This window comes from Chroococcidiopsis sp. TS-821 (genome assembly GCF_002939305.1).
GTDB lineage: Bacteria > Cyanobacteriota > Cyanobacteriia > Cyanobacteriales > Chroococcidiopsidaceae > Chroogloeocystis.
Map to the genome: position 1 here is coordinate 64,013 of NZ_MVDI01000009.1, position 19,923 is coordinate 83,935.

The window sequence follows — 19,923 nt, forward strand, 5'->3', positions numbered from 1 at the left end:
TCCGAGGCAGTACCAGGCAAAAATTACTAACTGTGCAACCATTTATATTAACGCAATGCTATAACATCTGCTGAAATGAATTTAAAGGGGTCAAAGGTTAGGCGTCAGAATTTTGTACAACTGGAGGATGATATAGATAAGGTAAAATGATGAGGCTCACAAGGGAATAATCCCTAAACGGGATAACGATGACACAACAATCTCAATTACTCGTTTCCGCAATTGTTGTTTTTGATATTGATGGCGTGGTACGCGATGTCAGTAATTCCTATCGACGGGCGATCGCAGATACTGTAGAACAATTCACGCAAGGCGCGTATCGTCCCTCCTTAGCTGATATTGACGTACTCAAATCCGAAGGTATCTGGAATAATGATTGGGAAGCGTCGCAGGAGTTGATTTATCGTTACTTTGAGGCGCAAGGACAACCACGCAATTCGCTAGCGCTAGATTACCAAGAAATTGTTAGATTCTTTCAATCTCGTTACCGCGGTTCCGACCCCGAAAATTGGACAGGGTACATCTGTAATGAACCGCTGCTACTACAAAGTCATTATCTAAACGAACTAAGTAGCGCCGGTATCGCCTGGGGATTTTTTAGTGGTGCGACGCGAGGTTCGGCAAATTACGTGTTAGAAAAGCGCTTAGGTTTGCAATCTCCGGTTTTAATCGCGATGGAAGATGCACCGAGTAAACCCGATCCCACAGGGTTAATCGCCACAGTGCAACAACTCACAAACAATACACTTGACAATTCTACTCCTGTGGTGTACGTGGGAGATACAGTTGCAGATATGTACACAGTAGAAAAAGCGCGATCGCTTGCGCCAAATCGCGTTTGGATAGGTGTTGGGGTCTTACCGCCACACGTTCAAGAATCACCGCAACGGCGCGATGCGTATGCACAAACGCTCAAAGTTGCAGGCGCGAAAGTTATTTTTGACAATGTACAGCAATTAACTCCTCGTGAAATTCAAAAACTGGTGTGACGAACTACAGGTTTTCCAGTGGCGATCGCTTGTTCAATAATATCCGCAGCGCGACGCACTCCACCCGCTTGCTGAATGGCTTGTTGTAGTTTGAGTGCGTTTTGTTTGTAAGATACTTCTGTTAGTACTTGTTGTATTGCAGCTTTGAGTTTAGGAACACTCAACCTTGATAACGGTACAAATTCTCCTGTTTTTGTCCAAGCAATCCGCGCCGCAACACCTGGTTGATCGTTTGTAATTGGTATCGCAACCATGGGGACGCCTTGACTCAATGATTCCAAAGCCGTATTTAATCCTGCGTGCGTGATTGTTAATGTTGCTTTCTGCAAAAGTTCGAGTTGCGGTGCATATTGTACCACCAGCGGTTTTCCAGGAAGTGCAGGTAAGGTTTCGGGAGTACTTCCACCGCCGAGGGAAATCACTAATTGAACGTCTAAGTCTGCACACGCAGTAGCGATCGCCTGAAAAATTCTCTGCTGTTGATTTTGCAACGTTCCCATTGAAGCATAAATCAATGGTTGTCCGGTTAATTTCTCATACGGAAACGGGATTGGTTTACGTCCTGCGGGATCGACAAAAGGTCCAGCAAAGTGAAAACATTGGGGTAAGCGCGTTCGAGGAAACTCAAATTCTGCGGGTTGCTGGCTAATTTGTGCTAAATCAGATAACGAATCAGCAACCTTTTTGTAAAGCGGTAAATTCCACTTATGGTGATACTCATCTAATACTTGGCGCACAGGTTGTGCTATGCGCTCTAACACTGCATAAGTGATACCATTGCGGAGTAATGCCCACCAAGCCGTGTTATGTTCCCATGGTGTCACAAACGGCGGAATTCCAGGTTCTTGGTTGAGAATCAGCGCGTTGCAGATCGTAATGAAAGGAATATTTAAATATTTTGCGACAGTTGCGCTTTCTGGCGACACCTGATCGACTAACAGTGCTTCAATGCCAGTTGATGCGATAATTTCTGGAGCGTCACGCAAAATAATTGTGCCACCTTGTTTGATTAGATCGAGCGTAAACGCGATCGCCCGCCAGCCACTAAGTTGACCAAGTTGTGCAAATTTTTGTGCGAGTACTCCAGGGGGAAACTCTCTTTCCCCAATTGCTTGAAACTCTAACCCTGCGGCTAATGCTTGCGATTCGAGTTCGGGAACCTGAATCAAAGTGACACGATGTTTGCGTTGCACCAATTCCTTACCCAACGCCGTCATCGGATTGAGATGTCCAGGAGAACTAGGGCAAAGAAGACCAAAATGCGTCATGTCAATTTAATACTTCATCGTGACTGGTAATTGGTAATCGGACATTGAATCAAATACCTATTACCAAATGAGTTTTTTTTACGATTTCAATTTTTGAAACTTCTCTAATGCGGCTACCATAACGGGAGGCCAACGACGTATATTTGCTACCCAGTTGATGTCTTGATAGCGTCGATCGAGTCCTACAGCTGATACCCAATTACTTTCGGCTTCGCCTTGTTTACCTTGTTCCCAATACGCCGCAGTTAAGGCAGCACGCATATCGGCAAAGCTAGGATATTTGCGGACAATATTACGCATATTACGGATGGCTTCGTCTTTTTTACCAACTTGATACAACGCTAAGGCATAATTGGCACGAGCAAAGGCAAAATTAGGCGCGATTTCGGTTGATTTACGATAGTCGGCGATCGCCAGATCCCATTGTCCTAACCCAGCTTCAGCATTACCGCGATTGTTGTACGCCATTGCATCATTTGGATCGATTTCGAGAACGCGATTGTAGTCGGCGATCGCCAGTTCCCATCGTCCTAAGCCTTCATACGCCGTTCCGCGATTTAAGTAAGGATCGGGTGCATTTGGGGCTAATTCTACGGCTTTATTGTAGTCGGCTAGCGCTTCTTCAAGCTTGTTTTGACTAACTCTCGCGTTTCCTCGATTACTCCAAGCAGCAGGGTTATCAGGAAACAAGTCAATAATTTGCGTCCAGTAAGTTTCAGCAGTGGCAAAATCTCCGCTATTCGTAGCATTTAAAGCTTGTTGGGCTAAGCTGTCAAGTTGTTGAAATTGTTCTGCTGTAATTTGTGGTTGGGATTGCGCTAATACTGGCTCAGTTACCCCAAACAAAAGTATTAAGAAGATTACAATGAGTCGTATCATCTAAAAGTTATCGGTATTGAATAATCTATCTCTGGCGAAAGAACCAATTTAAACTTTGAGCAGGCAAGATGCCTATCCCACAAACGCTAAATTCATTTTAGAAGTCTTATGACAAGCATTTTGTGGATAATTCAATTTAAGCACCAATTACCTATTACCACGCTTTATATCAATGCTTATGGTAGTAAAGAAAGCTGCTCGTTGGGTGGGTTAAAACCCAAGTGTTGATAAGCCGCTGGACTAGCAACTCGACCGCGAGGTGTTCGCTGAAGATAACCGATTTGCATCAAATACGGTTCATATACTTCCTCAATTGTTTGCGTATCTTCTCCCGTTGCTGCTGCCATTGTTTCAATTCCTACAGGTCCTCCATTAAACTGTTCAATCATCACGGTAAGCATTTGGCGATCTGTCCAATCGAGACCGCAAGGATCGACTTGAAATAACGTTAAAGCTTCGGCTGCAACATTTTGGTCGATTGTCCCCGCAGATTTTACTTCAGCGTAGTCGCGGACGCGTTTGAGTAAGCGATTGGCAATTCTTGGGGTTCCGCGCGATCGCCGGGCAATTTCTAGCGCCCCATCCTCGGTAATTGCTGTTTGCAGTAGCTGTGCGGTGCGCAAAACGATTTGACTGAGTTCGTCGGGTTGATAAAACCGCAATCGTTGCACTAATCCGAAGCGATCGCGTAATGGAGATGATAGCGAACCAGCGCGTGTTGTCGCCCCCACTAAAGTAAACCGTTGCAAGGGGATACTGCGCGATTTGGCACTCGCACCTTTACCTGTCGTAATATCGACGCGAAAATCTTCCATCGCCGGATACAAAATTTCTTCTGCCATGCGCGATAGCCGATGAATTTCATCGATAAATAACACGTCGCCTGGCTGCAACCCGACAAGAAGCCCTACAATATCTCGTGGACGTTCTAAGGCTGGCGCACTAGTGATTTTGCAATTGACACCCATTTCTGCGGCTAAAATCAGCGCCATTGTGGTTTTTCCTAGCCCAGGGGGACCATACAATAGCAAGTGGTCGAGCGTTTCACCTCTAGCTTTTGCCGCTTTTAGGGCAATATCGAGAACTTCTTTTAGGTCTTTTTGACCAATGTAATCAGCAAATCTTTGGGGGCGAATGCTTTCTTCTTGTTTACCATGCTCATCTACCATCGCTTTTGGTTGTAAAAGTTCCTCACGCGGGCGTGTGGTTCGAGGATTGCGGCGTTCGGGTTCCGAGTGAGATTGCTTAGAAGAAATTATCGCCATGATTAGAAAATTAAAAATCGGTCATATAAATTAATTGTGCTTTGATCGTTACACTACTAACACAGGAGCAGACAATGCTAGCAAAAAGAATTCTTCCTTGTTTGGATGTCAAAGCAGGGAGAGTCGTTAAAGGAGTTAATTTTGTCAATCTACAAGATGCGGGCGATCCGGTTGAACTTGCCAAAGTTTACAACGAAGCGGGGGCGGATGAACTCGTGTTTCTCGATATTACCGCAACGCATGAAGACCGCGACATTATTATCGATGTGGTTTATCGTACTGCGGAGCAAGTGTTTATGCCTTTGACAGTGGGTGGTGGGATTCAATCCTTAGAACAAATTAAAAGTTTGTTAAGAGCCGGAGCCGATAAAGTCAGTATCAATTCGGCTGCTGTCAGGCAACCTGATTTGATTGACCGCGCTAGCGATCGCTTTGGCAATCAGTGTATAGTCATTGCTATAGATGCACGACGGAGGCAAGATGCAGCTAACCCTGGCTGGGATGTGTACGTACGTGGTGGCAGGGAAAATACTGGCATCGATGCGCTTGCTTGGGCGAAAGAAGTTGCCCAGCGGGGGGCGGGTGAGTTACTTGTAACGAGTATGGATGCGGATGGGACGCAAGCGGGATATGACTTGGAATTGACGCGGGCGATCGCGGAAGCGGTTGAAATTCCTGTTATCGCCTCTGGTGGTGCGGGTAACTGCGAACATATCCATGCAGCGCTGACTCAAGGAAAAGCGGAAGCTGCGTTACTTGCATCGTTGTTACACTACGGTCAGTTGAGTGTTCGGGAAATTAAGGATTACTTAAGCGATCGCGGCTGTCCTATCCGCTTAGCAGCTTAACAATTTACTCAGATTTCTATTCGGACACATTGTAAATTTTCTTGTTAAGATATATGAATAAGAATTAATTTTTTCAAAAATGCTGATACCAATTCTCATATTCGACGTAGCGTTAGTGGCTTGGTCACTGCATTTGATGGAAGAAGCGTTCTACCACAAAGAGTTCTCTTTGATGTTGGCAGGAACTTTAGTTGCGCTTGCCGCAGCAGCGATGCTGGTAGTCTATTTTCTCATGGGTAACTGTATGACGTATCTGTTGAGTGCCTCATGACAAGTGCTAACTTGACAATATCAGCATTATTCAGTGATAATACGATACGCTCAAGGGGTTATAGCTCAGTTGGTAGAGCACCTCAATGGCATTGAGGGGGTCAGCGGTTCGAATCCGCTTAGCTCCATTTTTGATATAGCAACTAAATAAATACTCCTAAAATTCAATAGAAAAGAGCTTAATCGGCTATTTACTAGCTAGGGAGACTGATTGTTTGGGCAACATTTTATAGCCCTAGTCAATAGCGTTAGGACATTCTCACCCTCATATTCTCCTCAACTTTGTTATCTAAGGTAAGAGGTAAAGCGATCGCTTTGTCATTTGAAAATGACGTTTGATGACAGTTACCTCTAAACGCCAAGTCAACCAAATTGCCAGACCCAATTCTAGAAAAGTTAAAACCTTGACATTGATTGGGTTTCTTGTCCTGCTTGTCCTGCTGGCATTGGCTCAACTAGTGCCCCCCAAAGTTAATCCCGCAACCGCACCCACTACAGAATTTTCCGCAGATCGCGCCATGCAGTCGCTGGAAATCATTGCCAGTCAGCCTCGCGCAATGGGTTCTCTAGGTCACGCTGCTGCGAGAGAGTATCTCATTCAACAAATTGAAGCAATGGGACTCCAACCAGAGGTACAAGCGACGACTGTTGTACAGCGATGGCAGGGTTCAACTCGCTTTGAGGTTGGTACAGTACAGAATGTGCTAGTGCGTCTACCTGGTACGAAGAGTACAGGGGCGATCGCGCTCAACGGGCATTACGACTCTGGCTCTACGGCAAACGGTGCAGCAGACTGCGGTTCTTGTGTTGTCACATTACTAGAAACTGTGCGATCGCTGCGGGCGAGTCCTCCGCTGCAAAACGACGTAATTTTTGTCTTTTCGGATGGTGAAGAAAACAGCGATTTGGGGGCGCGTGCCTTTGTTACCCAGCACCCCTGGGCAAAAGACGTGCGTTTGGCGCTCAATTTTGAGGCGACTGGAAATCGGGGTGCCAGTGTTCTATACAGTGCCAATCGTAATAATCTACCGATGATTGCAGGCTTTGTCCATGCCTCTCCCTATCCACTTGCCTCTTCGTTTGCATCAGATTTTGTTCGGTTGTTTCCGGCACAGCGAGGCGGTTGCGATCTTGAAGAATATATGGATCGGGACATTCCAGGTTTGGGGTTTGTCATCGCCAGTAACACCGTTGGCTATCATACCCGTCTGGATCGAGTGCAGGAGATCGATCGCCGCAGCATTCAACATCACGGTTCCTATGCGCTTGCTTTGGCACGTTACTTCGGCAATCAGAATCTGAACGCGCTGCAATCGTCTCAGGGTGCCGTTTATTTCAACGTTTTACCAAATTTGACGCTCTATTATCCTACTAGCTGGGTACTACCACTTGCGCTTGCCGTAGGTCTGCTATACCTGGGAGTGGCTGGAGTGGGATTACGGCGACGGCAATTGACATTGCAGGGGATTGGAGTAGGAGCAATTGCCTTCAGTTTTAGTGCGATCGCCTCTGTCCTACTGACAGCCCTAGTCTGGTGGGGCATCAGAACCTTCAACAGCAACTTACAGGTATTCATGGTAGGGCATTACAAGACACTGCCCTACTTTCTGGGGTTGGTGTTCTTCACAATGACTCTCATGGTTGTGTTTCACCTCTGGTTGCAGAGGAAAGTCAGCTTAACGAATCGCATGGCTGGTGCGTTGCTCGTCTGGACTGTTTTAATGTTTTTCAGTAGTGCAGCAATGCCAGGAGCTAGTTACCTACTCGCCATTCCATTGCTATTTAACCTTTTGCTGTTGGGTTGGATGATGCTGAAGCGGGAATTTCTGTTCGGTTCCTGGACTTACGTCGTTGCGCTTGTGTTTGCCGCAGTACCAGGAATTTTTTTATTAATTCCAGCCATGCTTTACCCTAATTTAGCCTGGATGGTTCGATTCGAGACATTTACAAATCTGCCTTTTTTAGCACTGGCATTAATCTTCATCGCGTTGCTGATGGGCTTACTCATTCCGCATATTGATTTCCTGACTAATACTTTCAACCACCATCCTAATCGTCAAACACGCCAGAGTAACCGATGGTATTTGCCTGGAACATTGGCGCTCATCAGTTTGCTAATTTTGGGTGTTGCTACAGCTATGTCAGGTTTTGATGCTAACCATCCCAGACCCAATCGCATCGCCTATGAGCTAAATGCAGATACAGGTAAAGCTACCTGGGTCAGCGCAGATGCAAAGTTAGATTCTTGGACTGCCCAATTCTTTTCCACGCCAGCGCATAGAAGTGAACATGAATCGTTCCCAGGAAGGCGATCGCAAGCATTCACGAGTTCGGCGTTGCCTGTGGCGCTGGCTGCACCCGAAGTTAGGATAATGAGTGATACTGTCAACGGCAATATCCGCAATCTTCGCCTACGGATGTTCTCTCCTCGTCAAGCTATCAACGCTCGGATGCAGATCGTGACCCGTGCTGAAATTACATCCGCTACTGTCAACGGTGAGGTAATGGATTTAAGTTTTTTACCTCCACAGCAACGCGATCGCCTAACATTTTCCTACTACAACTTACCCCAAGAGGGTATTGATATTACATTGACGATTCAATCGCCCCAACCAATTCAACTGACTGTTCAGGATCTTTCCTACGGACTACCCGACATTCCAGGAAAAACGATTTCCCCTCGCCCCCTCGATATGATGCCTGCGCCTCCCGATCTTGACCCGACGCTTGTCACCAAAACCTTCAAAATTTGACAAATCTCACCGGAGTTAACCATGCTTTTTTTCAAAGCGATTGTCATTTGGCTGATATTTATTACTGCTGAGAGCCTAAATGGGGTGATTCGCGAGCTTTGGTTGGTGCCTGCTTTGGGTGACATTCGAGCGCATCAAGTCGCTTTTATGAGCGCCTCAATTCTGATACTGGCGATCGCCACTTTGTTTATCCCCTGGCTTCATGCCTCACGTTCTCAATTGATCCAAGTTGGATTACTCTGGCTCGTGTTGACTCTTGGGTTTGAAATTTGTCTAGGACGCTTTATTCTAGGTTATTCCTGGAGTCGAATTATAGCGGATTATAACCTGATACAAGGTGGTTTAATGCCTTTTGGTTTAGTCTTAGTTGCACTTGCTCCTTTAATTGCCACAAAGCTGCGGAGGATTCTGCCTAGTAGAATTTAACCTGCTTGAAGCTAAATGGATATGACACTCGTCGTCCTGCAACTGTTGATTCCCCTAAGTTTACATAATCAACCTCAACCACGATCATTGCAGCTATGTCTGACTCATCTAGTGACATCATTATTATCGGTGCAGGCATTGCTGGACTGGCGGCGGGATGCTACGCTCAGATGAATGGTTATCGCACCCAAATCTTTGAGTTACATAACTTACCTGGCGGACTATGTACCTCCTGGGAACGCGAAGGATATATCTTCGATGGTTGCCTCTATTATCTGTTTGGTTCTGGAACAGGACAACCTTTCCATCACCTCTGGGAAGAGTTGGGAACCATTCAAGATAGAGAGTTTATCCATCACGATGAGTTCATCAGAGTTAAGGAGCCTACTGGGCAAACCTTGATTGTGTATAGCAACCCCGATCGCCTCGAACAACACCTTAAACGACTTTCTCCAATTGATTGCTGGCTAATTGAGGATCTGTGCGATGGCATTCGGGGATTTACTCGTTTCGATATGTCGTTGCTCTACCAAAAACCAAAGGTGTTAATGGGAGCAGGAGATTGGCTGCGGTTGGGGTTCAAGCTGTTGCCTTTTGTAGGACATCTAGCAAAGTGGGGAAATATTTCTGCCCAAGAGTTTGGCGCGCAGTTCCAAGATCCCTTTCTTCGACGAGCAATTCCTCAAATGTTTGCTTGGAAGGATATTCCACTCATGGTAGGGATGTCGTTGCTGGCTTACTCTCATAACCGTAATGCAGGTGTGCCAGTCGGTGGTTCCCTTGCCTTTGCGCGTGCGATCGCCCAACGATACTTAAATCTGGGCGGCAAAATTCACTTTTCATCTCAAGTTGAACGAGTTCTCGTTAAATCTGACCTTAGCAAACAACAGGCAATTGGTGTACGGCTCTACAACAATGAGGAATGTTACGCTCAACGGGTGATTGCTGCTTGTGATGGTCGAGGGGTGTTGTTCAATCTACTGCCCGATTATGCAGGCGATCGCATCAAGCGTTTATATGATGGGCATCTCCCCACCCATTCTCAAATTCAAGTGTCGCTAGGTGTCAAGCGTAATTTATCTCATACACCCCACTGGACAACCTACCTGCTCGATCGCCCTCTACTTATTGCAGGTGAAGAACGACATGAGATCAACGTCAAGCACTACTGCTACGATCCTACCTTGGCTCCAGTTGGTAAGTCGGTACTGACCGTGATGCTGTCTACGCCCTACGACTATTGGCAGCGAATTTATGGAAGATCGGTTTACCATACAGAGCAGATTCAAGAGTCTGGCATTTTGATTGACCAGCTAGAGCATTTTTACCCTGGTATCAAAGGCGATATTGAGTTTGTCGATGTTGCAACACCCTTGACCTACGAAAGGTATACGGGCAACTGGCAGGGTTCAAACTGCGGATGGCTATTAACAAAAAAAACACTACCGTTGATGATTCGAGGGATTCCCAAAACATTACCAAGGTTACGCAACTTCTACATGATTGGTCAATGGGTTGAACCAGGTGGCAGCGTACCGATTGTAGCAATGTCAGGGCGGAACATCATTCAACAAATTTGTGCTGAAGATAAAAAGCAATTTGTTGTTACAATGCCTTGACTAAAGATTGGTAATCCTGACCAAGTAAGGTACAGCACAAATTATTGTAGCTATACATAGGCAAAAGTTTACTATCAAGGTGCGATCTTGCAAACCAAAAAGTAATTTCTATGGCGTACTAAGTGCAACTGTAATTTTGTGCGATCGCTGTGCGTATTTCTAAAATCAATATTTAAAATACGCCGTTGATGTATTTTTTTTTGGGTTGAGAAATTGATTTAATTTGTTTGGGAATAATGACTAAAGTTGGTTTGGCTTGGATGTTTTGAACTGCGAAGTTACCTTGTACCCGCAGCCAGGAGTTGGGAGTGAAGGTTGCTGCATGGGGTGTATATACAGGTAATCCAAGGGGTACTGTATCGGCTAAACAGCAGCGAATGACGTGGCGTGCGAGAATAAATTGCTCTAGTGATGTTGTTTGCTGTACGAATCCTATGAGATCGACGGGTTCGCCAGGAAATGTTTCTAAGGGATCTTTGACTGAGGTAATTAACCTCCGCCATTGCAAGATATTGCGTTTTTGTGGATTTGGTTCTTCATGCGCAGGTTCAGCGTATTGCCAAATATCAATCGCTGGTTTTTCTGTAAGTGTAAGTCCTGTTACTCGTTTAGCAACGTCTTGTAGTAACTGAAGTGATTTTTGCATCTGCAATTTTATAGTTTCTGTAATTAAATAACTACCCACTACTTAATTCGAGTATCGAGCATTTCAGCTAATTCTTGTTCGGCGAATGCTTTAGTAACTTCTGAACGTAAGTGTTCGACAAACATCGCGCGATGACGTTCAAATTCTGCACTAATGACATCTCGCGGACGTGGCATATTGATTTTGACACTTTCTAGCACCCTGCCTGGACGCGCTGTGAGAACGATCGCGCGGTCTGCTAAAAAAACGGCTTCATCAATGTGGTGCGTTACAAATATGACAGTTTTGTTTGTGCCTTGCCAAATATCGAGCAAAAACTTTTGCATATTGTATCGAGTTTGCACGTCTAAAGCGGCAAAAGGCTCATCCATGAGAATAATATCAGCTTCTAAACATAAAGCCCGCGCGATGCAAGCACGTTGTTGCATTCCACCCGAAAGTTGATGCGGGTATTTATTCGCAAAGTGACGTAAACCCACTTCGCTTAAAAAGTGTTGCGCGCGTCGATAGCGTTCTTTTTTGTTAATTCCTTTTAAAGTAAGTCCAAAAGCAACGTTATCAATTAACGACAACCAGGGTAATAGTGAAGGTTGCTGAAAAATTAACGAGCGATCGCTTTGTGGTGCTTTGATGGGTTCGCCATTATGCAGAATCGTGCCACTCGTAGGCTTTTCTAAGCCAGCAATCATTGATAGTAGCGTACTTTTGCCACAGCCACTTGGTCCAATAATGACGACAAATTCGCCTGAATCGACAGAAAAGCTAATGTCATCAAGTGCGAGTACTTCATCTGTTTCCATTCCCCACGCTTTACTAACGTGCTGACAGACAATTTCACCCATTGGTGTTTTCCTCATCTATATTTGAGCATTACTCTTCCACCACAGCACGCGCTTTTGAATTTGCGCAAATCCGGTATCTAGCAGGTATCCGACAATCCCGATCATTGCCATTCCCAAAAACATGAGTCGCGCATTAAACATCTGTCGCCCTACCATGACGATCGCACCTAATCCGGTATTGACGCCTACCATTTCTGCGGCTAGTACCGCCATCCACGCACCAAATAAGTTCATCCGCAGAATCACAAATAAATCAGGAATAATCGCCGGAATGATAATGTGACGCATCACTTGGCTGCGATTTGCACCGAGTACCCGCGCCGTGTTGATGTATATTTGCTCGACTTTATTAATGCTGTTAATCGTACCGAGTGTGAGAATAAAGAAAATCCCCACGAAAACAACAAAAATTGCCGCACTATCACCAATGCCAAACGCCAGAATTGCTAAGGGTATCCATGCAACCGGCGCAATTGGGGCAAGAAGGGTAATAATTGGGAGCGTTAGCTTACCAAAGATCTGGAAGTAAGACGCTAGACAACCAAAAACAAGTGCAGCAACAAAGCCTAGCGAAATTCCGATAAGTACGCGCTTGAGGGTGGCGGCGATCGCAGTTAAGGCAACAAAATTAGCGCCTGTGCGTTCTACTCCAATTCTTGGTGTCAAAAACTGTTGTTGATTGCCAATTTCTGCTAAAAACTGATGCGGTGGTGGCAAGATCAGCGTATTAACTAGCCCCATTAGTGTTAACAGTTCCCAAATTCCAATAAATAACCCGATAGAAAGAATCCACCATCCAGCATTAATAGCGAATTCTTTTAAATTATGTCGCAGTTTAGAACGCGGTTTATTTGAGTTATTTTTTATTGTAAATTGACTATCAGTATCTGCTTGAGTTTGTTTTGATTTCAACATAATTTATTATCAATTCATATGAAACAACGCCTAATTCGTAATTATTATTCTCCTCTGCCCCTCTGCCCCTCTGCGTCCTCTGCCCCTCTGCTCCCTCTGCGTCCTCTGCCCCTCTGCGTCCTCTGCTCCCCCTAAGCTGCTTCTGTTTTCACTCTCACGCGCTGCCATAATTCTGGACTTTCTTGAATAACTTGCTCTAACAAAGAAAAATTCACAAAGTTTTCATCCGGTTTTTGATTAATATAGTTCAACGCCATCATACTTTCTGCACGCGAATACATAAAATCGCGTTTGCCACGAATATCGACGCCAGGGGGTTGCGCTTGTGCGGCTTGCAGTAAGCTTGCCATATCTGTTTTATAGTATTTATCAATTGTTGTTTGTGCTGCTTCTTCAAAGTTGTTTTCGATTAAATATTGCGCTTCAAAAAAAGTGCGAATGACGTTCTTAACAACTTCTGGTTCGTTTTGAATCAGTTCATTTCGTGCAGCTACTACGCAATCAGGATATCCAGCACCGTAGATATCGGTTCCGTCTCCGAGTACATTACCGTTGGTTGATGTTCTAGCTTTAGTTGCATAAGGTTCAATGCTACTAATAGCATCAACTTGTCCGGCTAAATAAGCATTGAGAACTTCGGTTGAATCGCCAAAGTAAACCATTTCTACATCGCTGTAGCTCATGTTTTCGCGTTGCAGATAATCGTATACAATGATGTCTAAAGTATCGGCTTGAAATGTACCGATTTTTCTACCTTTGAGGTCTTGGAAACTTTTGAATTCTGGTTTAGCGACGACAATTAAGCCTTCAATACCACTTCCAGCAACAACTTGAAAAGATGCACCTTGCGTGTAAGCCGCGATCGCATTTGTAAAGGGAATGACTGCCATTTCGACTTGTCCTGTGGCTAGCTGTGCGGCAATGTCTGCATTAAAAGGTGTTAAGGCGGTTGTGCCACTAAAACCGTATTTCTCGAAGAGTTGTTTTTCGGAAGCGTAGAACAAGGGTAAGTTGCAAAGTCCGCTACCGTGCGAAAATCTAATGGTGCGATTACCTGTGTTAGTTTGATTGTTACTGCACGCATTGAGTAAGATGGGGGCGATCGCTGCTGCTATTCCCATTCCTAAGAAGCGGCGGCGGTTGGGGCGAATATTCAATGGTAGATGGCTAATGACTCCTAGCATAATGTTTTTGCTGTATTAACTGAATGTTTGATGATTTAAACGAACCACAAAGACACATAGGACACAAAGGAAGAAGTGTTTTGGAGAGTTCTTGTGTGAGGTCACAATAAGGGAATAGGAGCGAGTAGTTAGTGACTAGTGAATAGCGATGAGTTTTGAGCGAGTCAACAGATTCATTTATCATCATTGATTCTCCCCTGCTCCCCTGCTTCCTCTGCTCCCTTGCTACCCATACGTATTAACCTTGAAAAAAGTTGAGTACTCTAATGTCGGGCGTTTTGACAGTAGAATGGATGGCAATGGCTGTGGTCTAGCCAACCATCGTAGAATTGTTTGACATAAGGAAAAATTGCTTGCGCTAGTACGCAACGACGTTCTTCTGCGGGAGTTAGAGGGACTTTGAGTGAGTTTGCTAATTCTTCTAGTGCTTCGGCTTTGTCGACTTTGGTGAATTTGCCTTCTTTGTAAATCACTTCTCCTGCAACTATGACTGTCTCTACTCCTGAAGTACGGCTGCGGTGGAGTACGGCATCTAATATGGGAATTGCCTTATCTAGATAGGGATAGGCAATATGTTGCCAGTTCATGATGACGATATCTGCTGCTTTACCTGCTTCTATCGTGCCGATTTCATGTGCAAATCCGGTTGTTTTTGCCCCGTGTTCGGTTGCCATTTGAAAGACTTGTGGTGATGTTGGTACGAATTCATCCATTCCAGGAACGCGATGCAACTTTAAGACGAGGCGCATCTCTTGCAACATATCGCGATCGTCGTTGATTCCGGCTTCATCTAACCCCATACCTACGGTGACACCGCGTTTGACGTAATGATTTAGAGGCGCAATTCCACTTTGCAACCGCAGGTTAGAACTCGCGTTATGGCAAATCATTGTGCCTGATTCTGCTACCAAATCGATGTCGTCTTCGCTAAGCCAAACACCGTGTCCTAGCGTAAGATGCGATCCGAGAATGCCTAAATCGTGAAGATGACGAACGGCACTTTTACCAGTACGTTTTTGAGCATAAACTTTCTGGTATGGTGTTTCCAGTAAATGCATATGCATCCCGACGTCATACTTCAAAGAATAAGTTTGCAGTTTTTCTAAAGCTTCGTCTGAACACCAATGCAAGTTAGCTGGTGCAAGTTGAATGCGAATGCGTCCATCTGCGCTGCGGTTCCATTTTTGCCAGAGATGCTCGAAAAAGTCGAGGTAATCTTGTAGTGGTACTTCTTGCACTTTGAGAATTGCAGCCATTTCTGGGGCAATATGCGCAGGTAGCTTTTTGACAAATTCCTCATTGGCTTCGTAAACAAAGTGATTTTGATCGCGGACTGCAAAGCAGTAAGACGATCGCATCCCAATATCTTGATATGCTTGCAACACTTGATCCGCAATTCCCAACCACGTTGATGCAGGACCTGGACGCCAACCATGAATGTGCTGTACCGTAGTGACTCCTGACTCGATCATCTCAAATGCAGAGTAGAGGGTATCGAGGTAAAGATCGACATTTCGCGCTGCCAGGCGACTTGCAAACCACAACTCTAAAGGGTAATCAGGCGAACCGAGTTGAAATGGTGTCAGTCCTACGTGATGATGACAGTTAATTAATCCAGGTAAAACAATATCTTCGGATGAACCAATGATTTGATTGGGTTGATATTTCTCGATGAGATCTGTGTATTTTCCAACTTCAATAATTTTGCCATTCTGTTGAAAAATAGCGCCGTCTTCAATAATTTCAACATCAGTTCTACTCAGTGCTTTGCAAATTACATATTTGCCACGAATTAATGATGAGTCCATAAGACTTTTGTCAATTCAATTGTTGAAGTACGCTCAAGATTTGGCTAGTCTTGCTAAGAAGAAATTGAATGAACTCAAATCTTTTTGATTTCTTCTTTTGTTGTCAATATTAATTGCTTATTTTATAGAATTCCTCATAGTAGCTCGACGGCTGGCTTCAATCAGGGGTGTTGCGCTAGCGTTCTCAGACGCCTTACCTATAAGCTTTAGCCACGCCAAGCTAAGCTATTTTTTAGCCTAAAAGTCTTTTCATCAAAAAACTGTATCAGATAAAACAAGTTATTAATTTGCAACAGTATTTTTTCGTTAGATAGGCATTTTTGCTAAAGCCAACGATGGCGAAAGTTCAATCGCTCTTGGAGTAAATAGGCAAATTGAAGTAACTCAGCTTCTCCTCTTGGTTTGCCGATTAATTGCATTCCAATTGGTAAACCTGATGTCGTCCAACCGCAGGGAATTGACATCGCAGGTAAACCAGTTAATGAGATTGTGTAGGTAATTGTCAAGTAGTCAATAATATTACGCAGTGGAGTGCGATTGATTTCTAAAATCTCTGGTTGCGCGTGTAGAAATGGTGGAATACTAGCACTGACAGTTGCAAGAATATCGTATTTTTCAAAGAAGTTTAAGAAGTTAAGATACAGGCGATCGCGTTCGGCTTCTGCTTGTAAAAGATCCGCTGCTAAAATTCCCTGACCGCGTTCAATATTCCAACGCACACTTTCTGAAAGTAAACTGGCATACTTTGCGTAATGATGCTTTTGTTTGTGTAACAACGTTGCGGCGCGTAGTGTTTCAAAGGCAAATTGTGCCATCGAACAATCAGGATGTGTAGCATCTACCTGAGGACATAAACTTGCAACTTGGGCGATCGCCCGTTGAAAAACTGCCTCAACTTCAGCATCAATCGTAGCAATTCCTAAATTAGCACTGAAGCCAACTCGCACGCTTTTCGATAAGCGATCGCATATCTGCGGTGAAAAGTCTGGTATATGCCACTGACTACCTACCGATATTGGATCGCCCCAATCTTCACCGGCGATCGCCGCTAGCATCAATGCAGCATCTTCTACCGTACGCGCCAATATTCCATCGGTATCTAGATAATCCCACAGCAACATCTTGCGACGACGCGGAATCCGCCCAGCCGAAGGACGCAATCCCACAATATTACAAAAGCTTGCCGGAGTTCGTACCGATCCACCCATATCAGTGCCTTGGGCTAAGTAACACATCCCCGTTGCGACAGCGACAGCTGCACCGCCACTCGATCCGCCCGATGTGTAATTGGGGTTGTAAGGGTTAGCCGTTGGTCCATACAGTGAATTCGTACAATGCGCGCCTAAACCAAATTCAGGCGTATTTGTTTTACCAAGTAAGATACCGCCACAAGAACGCGATCGCGCAACGCACAGTTCATCGTGTTGGGGAACATAATCTTGATAAATGACTGAACCAAACGTTGTGCGCACTCCCGCAGTTGGTGTCAAGTCTTTTGCTGTAAAAGGAACACCATGCAAAATTCCAAGAGTTTGCCCTTGTTCAATCGCAGCATCAGCTTGCTTTGCTTCTGTTTGGGCGCGATCGCGGCAAGTTGTAATCATTGCTTTAAGGCGATCGTTGTGTTGTTCAATTTGTTCAAAACACGCAGCAACTGCCTCAACAACTCGAATCTGCTTACTTTGAATTGCTTGCACAAGTTCTGTCGCCGTTAACCGATGAATCATATAATTCGTACTTCGTAATTATTATTCTCCTCTGCGTCCTCTGCCCCTCTGCCCCTCTGCGTCCTCTGCGCCCTCTGCCCCTCTGCGTCCTCTGCCCCTCTGCCCCTCTGCCTCTCTGCTAAACTTTAGGACGGGCGAAACTGGATAAACCACACGGTAAAAACTTACCACGCCCTTTTTGCACCATGACTTCCCCTTGCTGATATACAATCTCACCCCGCGATATTGTCACTTCAGGATAACCTTGCAGTGACATACCTTCGTAAGGGGTATAGTCTACGTTGTGGTGCAGCATCTCATTTGCGATTGTGACTTGTCGCTGCGTATCCCAAATAACAAGATCGGCATCCGAACCAATTGCGATCGTGCCTTTTTGCGGATACAACCCGTAGAGTTTGGCGGGATTCGTTGCAGTGAGGGCAACAAAAGTATTTAAATCAATCCGTCCTTGATTTACACCTTCCGAAAATAGTAACGGTAATCGAGTTTCAATGCCAGGAATACCATTAGGAACGTATTGAAACGAACCGTGCGTACCGCAAATTTGTTTACCTTGCGGATCGGCATAACGAAATGGTGCGTGATCTGAGGAAATGACTTGAAAGACACCATTGCACAATCCATTCCAAATCACCTGCTGATTTGCTTTGTCGCGTGGTGGGGGGCTACAAATGCACTTCGCGCCCTCAAAGCCAGGTCGATCTAAATCAGCTTCGGTTAAAAATAAGTATTGCGGGCAAGTTTCTGCATAGATGCGTAATCCGCGATTTTGCGCCCATTGAATTTGCTCGACAGCTTCTGCACCAGAAACATGAACAATTAAAATGGGTACGTCTACAAGTTCGGCTAAGGCGATCGCCCGATGTGTTGCTTCGCGTTCGACAACCTGCGGACGGGCTGTAGCATGATAGCGTGGAGAGGTTTTACCGAGTTGTGCTAATCGCTGTACCATCCAAGCGATGCAATCGCTGTTTTCGGCGTGAACCATCACAAACGCACCTTCTTGACGCGCTACAGCTAAGACATCAAGTAAAGCGCGATCGCTCAATTTCAGATCGTCATAAGTCATGTAGACTTTGAATGACGTATAACCCTTCCCAATAAGTTCAGGAAGTTCTTCATCTAAAACTTGTGGTGTAGGATCGGTGACAATCAAGTGAAACGCGTAATCAATGACTGCTTTGTCAGTGGCACGTTGATGATAATCCTCTACTGCTTTTAAAAGAGAATTTCCTTTCATTTGACACGCAAAGGGAATCACCGTCGTCGTACCACCACACAAGGCTGAGAGAGTACCAGTGTAAAAATCATCCGCCATCACCGATCCGTCATTCATCGGTTGATCCATATGACAGTGCGCGTCAACACCACCAGGTAAAACGAGTTTATCGGTAGCATCAATTTCTTGCGTTCCCTTGGGAAGTTCCGCTGCAAGTGCGACAATTTGTCCTTGACGAATGCCAATATCGCAATTCATCACATCCGCTGCTGTTGCTACTTTGCCATTACGAATGACTAAATCAAATTCTGTCATATCCCCTACTTACCAATTGAGTGCGAGAATAAACTACCCCATCCCTCAACGCGGCTAGCATCAACGCCAGCAATACAAAGCGATTTCCAAACGGCTACTGCAACAGTGTCGTAGATTGGAATCCCAAGTTCTTGTTCTAATTCAGCTACTAATGGTGCAGCCCGCAAATTAGTACAAAAAGTCAAAATAGCTTGTGGTTGTTGTGCCGCTACAGTGCGAATCATTGAAGTTAGCTTATCTGCGGTAACTTCCGAAAAATCAAAGTTAACTGATAAATTGAGGTGTTGTTCAGCAATACAATGAAACCCTGCTTCGGCAAAGTTGACGATAATTCGTTCTTGGACATCAGTAAGATATGGCGTAACAAGTCCAAACTTGGTGATGTGGCGCGATCGCAAAATTTCTAGAAGTGCTAACACCGAAGTTGTTGCCGGAATTTTTGTCGTTTCTCTAATCTGCTGACACAGTTGTATATCAGCCTCAAATCCTAACCATCCTGCGGATGTGCCATTCCAGGCGATCGCATCCACTTTAGCATCAGCTAAAAGTTGCGCAGCATCAACCAGTGGCGTGTTGTCAAACTGCTGTAACGCTTGCTCTTGCAACGATATCTCTGTCACGCGAAACCGCCCAAAATGTGCTGAAACTTCAGGCAAGCTACTCACCATTGCACTCGTTATTGGTTCGAGAACAGTGTTAGAAGAAGGAGTAAGCATTCCTAACAGAATTCGCTTAGCCATGCATGACTCGCATAAATCGAAAACAGTACACTGATGCGATGCTCAAAAGTGTAAATAAGTGGGTAAAAATAAATCTCACTTAAGGGCTGGTAGTTGGTAACTGGTAATTGGTAAATATCTTTTTTCTCATTACCGACTACCCATTACTCAACAAATGTCAAGTGTAATGTTTAATTATGCCCGCCTACTTACTACGAAAATAACCTGATT

Annotated in this window: 17 protein-coding genes and 1 tRNA gene; 7 read left to right on the top strand and 11 right to left on the bottom strand. The window is 44.9% G+C overall.

Annotated elements, in window-relative coordinates; genetic code table 11:
* Positions 1–188 precede the first annotated feature (188 nt).
* Positions 189–989, top strand: coding sequence for a TIGR01548 family HAD-type hydrolase (locus tag B1A85_RS18875; RefSeq protein WP_104548283.1), 801 nt, complete (start codon positions 189–191; stop codon positions 987–989).
* On the opposite strand, the gene B1A85_RS18880 is transcribed toward B1A85_RS18875, so the two are convergent.
* The 3 genes from B1A85_RS18880 to ruvB form a co-directional block, all read right to left on the bottom strand.
* On the bottom strand, positions 974–2,257 hold the full coding sequence (locus B1A85_RS18880; RefSeq protein WP_104548284.1) for a glycosyltransferase: 1,284 nt from the start codon (positions 2,255–2,257) through the stop codon (positions 974–976). The genes B1A85_RS18875 and B1A85_RS18880 overlap by 16 nt on opposite strands.
* A 78-nt stretch (positions 2,258–2,335) precedes the next feature.
* Positions 2,336–3,136: a tetratricopeptide repeat protein gene (locus B1A85_RS18885; RefSeq protein ID WP_104548285.1), complete on the bottom strand. Its 801-nt coding sequence runs from the start codon at positions 3,134–3,136 to the stop codon at positions 2,336–2,338.
* A gap of 176 nt (positions 3,137–3,312) precedes the next feature.
* Entirely contained in the window at positions 3,313–4,401 is a 1,089-nt protein-coding gene (ruvB, locus tag B1A85_RS18890; protein ID WP_104548286.1) for a Holliday junction branch migration DNA helicase RuvB, read from the bottom strand.
* Positions 4,402–4,475: 74 nt separating this feature from the next.
* Between ruvB and hisF the strand changes: the two genes are divergently transcribed.
* The 6 genes from hisF (at position 4,476) to B1A85_RS18920 (ending at position 10,317) form a co-directional block, all read left to right on the top strand.
* The gene (gene hisF, locus B1A85_RS18895; protein WP_104548287.1) at positions 4,476–5,249 is read left to right on the top strand and encodes an imidazole glycerol phosphate synthase subunit HisF; all 774 of its coding nucleotides are present in this window, start codon (positions 4,476–4,478) and stop codon (positions 5,247–5,249) included.
* A 79-nt stretch (positions 5,250–5,328) separates the two neighbouring features.
* The gene (locus B1A85_RS18900) at positions 5,329–5,520 is read left to right on the top strand and encodes a hypothetical protein (RefSeq protein ID WP_104548288.1); all 192 of its coding nucleotides are present in this window, start codon (positions 5,329–5,331) and stop codon (positions 5,518–5,520) included.
* Between the two features lie 54 nt (positions 5,521–5,574).
* A tRNA-Ala gene (locus B1A85_RS18905) sits at positions 5,575–5,647 on the top strand.
* A gap of 210 nt (positions 5,648–5,857) precedes the next feature.
* A complete protein-coding gene (locus B1A85_RS18910) occupies positions 5,858–8,272 on the top strand; it encodes a M28 family peptidase (protein WP_104548289.1) in 2,415 nt (804 codons plus the stop codon).
* 21 nt (positions 8,273–8,293) lie between these two features.
* Entirely contained in the window at positions 8,294–8,698 is a 405-nt protein-coding gene (locus tag B1A85_RS18915; RefSeq protein WP_104548290.1) for a hypothetical protein, read from the top strand.
* A gap of 95 nt (positions 8,699–8,793) precedes the next feature.
* Complete coding sequence (locus B1A85_RS18920; RefSeq protein WP_104548291.1) at positions 8,794–10,317, top strand: NAD(P)/FAD-dependent oxidoreductase; 1,524 nt, start codon at positions 8,794–8,796, stop codon at positions 10,315–10,317.
* 172 nt (positions 10,318–10,489) lie between these two features.
* On the opposite strand, the gene B1A85_RS18925 is transcribed toward B1A85_RS18920, so the two are convergent.
* The 8 genes from B1A85_RS18925 to B1A85_RS18960 form a co-directional block, all read right to left on the bottom strand.
* Positions 10,490–10,963 carry a TIGR03943 family protein gene (locus tag B1A85_RS18925; protein WP_104548367.1) on the bottom strand — a complete coding sequence of 158 codons (474 nt, stop codon included), beginning with the start codon at positions 10,961–10,963 and terminating at the stop codon, positions 10,490–10,492.
* Positions 10,964–11,001: 38 nt separating this feature from the next.
* Positions 11,002–11,805 carry an ABC transporter ATP-binding protein gene (locus B1A85_RS18930; protein WP_104548292.1) on the bottom strand — a complete coding sequence of 268 codons (804 nt, stop codon included), beginning with the start codon at positions 11,803–11,805 and terminating at the stop codon, positions 11,002–11,004.
* 15 nt (positions 11,806–11,820) lie between these two features.
* A complete protein-coding gene (locus B1A85_RS18935) occupies positions 11,821–12,720 on the bottom strand; it encodes an ABC transporter permease (RefSeq protein ID WP_104548293.1) in 900 nt (299 codons plus the stop codon).
* Positions 12,721–12,851: 131 nt separating this feature from the next.
* Positions 12,852–13,904 (bottom strand): ABC transporter substrate-binding protein, encoded by a 1,053-nt coding sequence (locus B1A85_RS18940; protein ID WP_104548294.1) that lies wholly within the window; start codon positions 13,902–13,904, stop codon positions 12,852–12,854.
* A 263-nt stretch (positions 13,905–14,167) separates the two neighbouring features.
* Complete coding sequence (locus tag B1A85_RS18945) at positions 14,168–15,712, bottom strand: amidohydrolase family protein (RefSeq protein ID WP_104548295.1); 1,545 nt, start codon at positions 15,710–15,712, stop codon at positions 14,168–14,170.
* Positions 15,713–16,035: 323 nt separating this feature from the next.
* Positions 16,036–17,439 carry an amidase gene (locus B1A85_RS18950; RefSeq protein ID WP_104548296.1) on the bottom strand — a complete coding sequence of 468 codons (1,404 nt, stop codon included), beginning with the start codon at positions 17,437–17,439 and terminating at the stop codon, positions 16,036–16,038.
* 118 nt (positions 17,440–17,557) lie between these two features.
* Positions 17,558–18,973, bottom strand: coding sequence for a dihydropyrimidinase (gene hydA / locus B1A85_RS18955; protein ID WP_104548297.1), 1,416 nt, complete (start codon positions 18,971–18,973; stop codon positions 17,558–17,560).
* 5 nt (positions 18,974–18,978) lie between these two features.
* Complete coding sequence (locus B1A85_RS18960; RefSeq protein WP_104548298.1) at positions 18,979–19,713, bottom strand: aspartate/glutamate racemase family protein; 735 nt, start codon at positions 19,711–19,713, stop codon at positions 18,979–18,981.
* Between the last annotated feature and the right edge of the window lie 210 nt (positions 19,714–19,923).

Bases quoted from the DNA above. Each gene is read 5' to 3' on its own strand.
- B1A85_RS18945 (WP_104548295.1), bottom strand. From the start codon at position 15,712: ATGGACTCATCATTAATTCGTGGCAAATATGTAATTTGCAAAGCACTG.
- B1A85_RS18930 (WP_104548292.1), bottom strand. From the start codon at position 11,805: ATGGGTGAAATTGTCTGTCAGCACGTTAGTAAAGCGTGGGGAATGGAA.
- B1A85_RS18880 (WP_104548284.1), bottom strand. From the start codon at position 2,257: ATGACGCATTTTGGTCTTCTTTGCCCTAGTTCTCCTGGACATCTCAAT.
- B1A85_RS18925 (WP_104548367.1), bottom strand. From the start codon at position 10,963: ATGCAAAAATCACTTCAGTTACTACAAGACGTTGCTAAACGAGTAACA.
- ruvB (WP_104548286.1), bottom strand. From the start codon at position 4,401: ATGGCGATAATTTCTTCTAAGCAATCTCACTCGGAACCCGAACGCCGC.
- B1A85_RS18935 (WP_104548293.1), bottom strand. From the start codon at position 12,720: ATGTTGAAATCAAAACAAACTCAAGCAGATACTGATAGTCAATTTACA.
- B1A85_RS18900 (WP_104548288.1), top strand. From the start codon at position 5,329: ATGCTGATACCAATTCTCATATTCGACGTAGCGTTAGTGGCTTGGTCA.
- hisF (WP_104548287.1), top strand. From the start codon at position 4,476: ATGCTAGCAAAAAGAATTCTTCCTTGTTTGGATGTCAAAGCAGGGAGA.
- B1A85_RS18910 (WP_104548289.1), top strand. From the start codon at position 5,858: ATGACAGTTACCTCTAAACGCCAAGTCAACCAAATTGCCAGACCCAAT.
- B1A85_RS18950 (WP_104548296.1), bottom strand. From the start codon at position 17,439: ATGATTCATCGGTTAACGGCGACAGAACTTGTGCAAGCAATTCAAAGT.
- B1A85_RS18885 (WP_104548285.1), bottom strand. From the start codon at position 3,136: ATGATACGACTCATTGTAATCTTCTTAATACTTTTGTTTGGGGTAACT.
- B1A85_RS18920 (WP_104548291.1), top strand. From the start codon at position 8,794: ATGTCTGACTCATCTAGTGACATCATTATTATCGGTGCAGGCATTGCT.
- B1A85_RS18875 (WP_104548283.1), top strand. From the start codon at position 189: ATGACACAACAATCTCAATTACTCGTTTCCGCAATTGTTGTTTTTGAT.
- B1A85_RS18960 (WP_104548298.1), bottom strand. From the start codon at position 19,713: ATGGCTAAGCGAATTCTGTTAGGAATGCTTACTCCTTCTTCTAACACT.
- hydA (WP_104548297.1), bottom strand. From the start codon at position 18,973: ATGACAGAATTTGATTTAGTCATTCGTAATGGCAAAGTAGCAACAGCA.
- B1A85_RS18915 (WP_104548290.1), top strand. From the start codon at position 8,294: ATGCTTTTTTTCAAAGCGATTGTCATTTGGCTGATATTTATTACTGCT.
- B1A85_RS18940 (WP_104548294.1), bottom strand. From the start codon at position 13,904: ATGCTAGGAGTCATTAGCCATCTACCATTGAATATTCGCCCCAACCGC.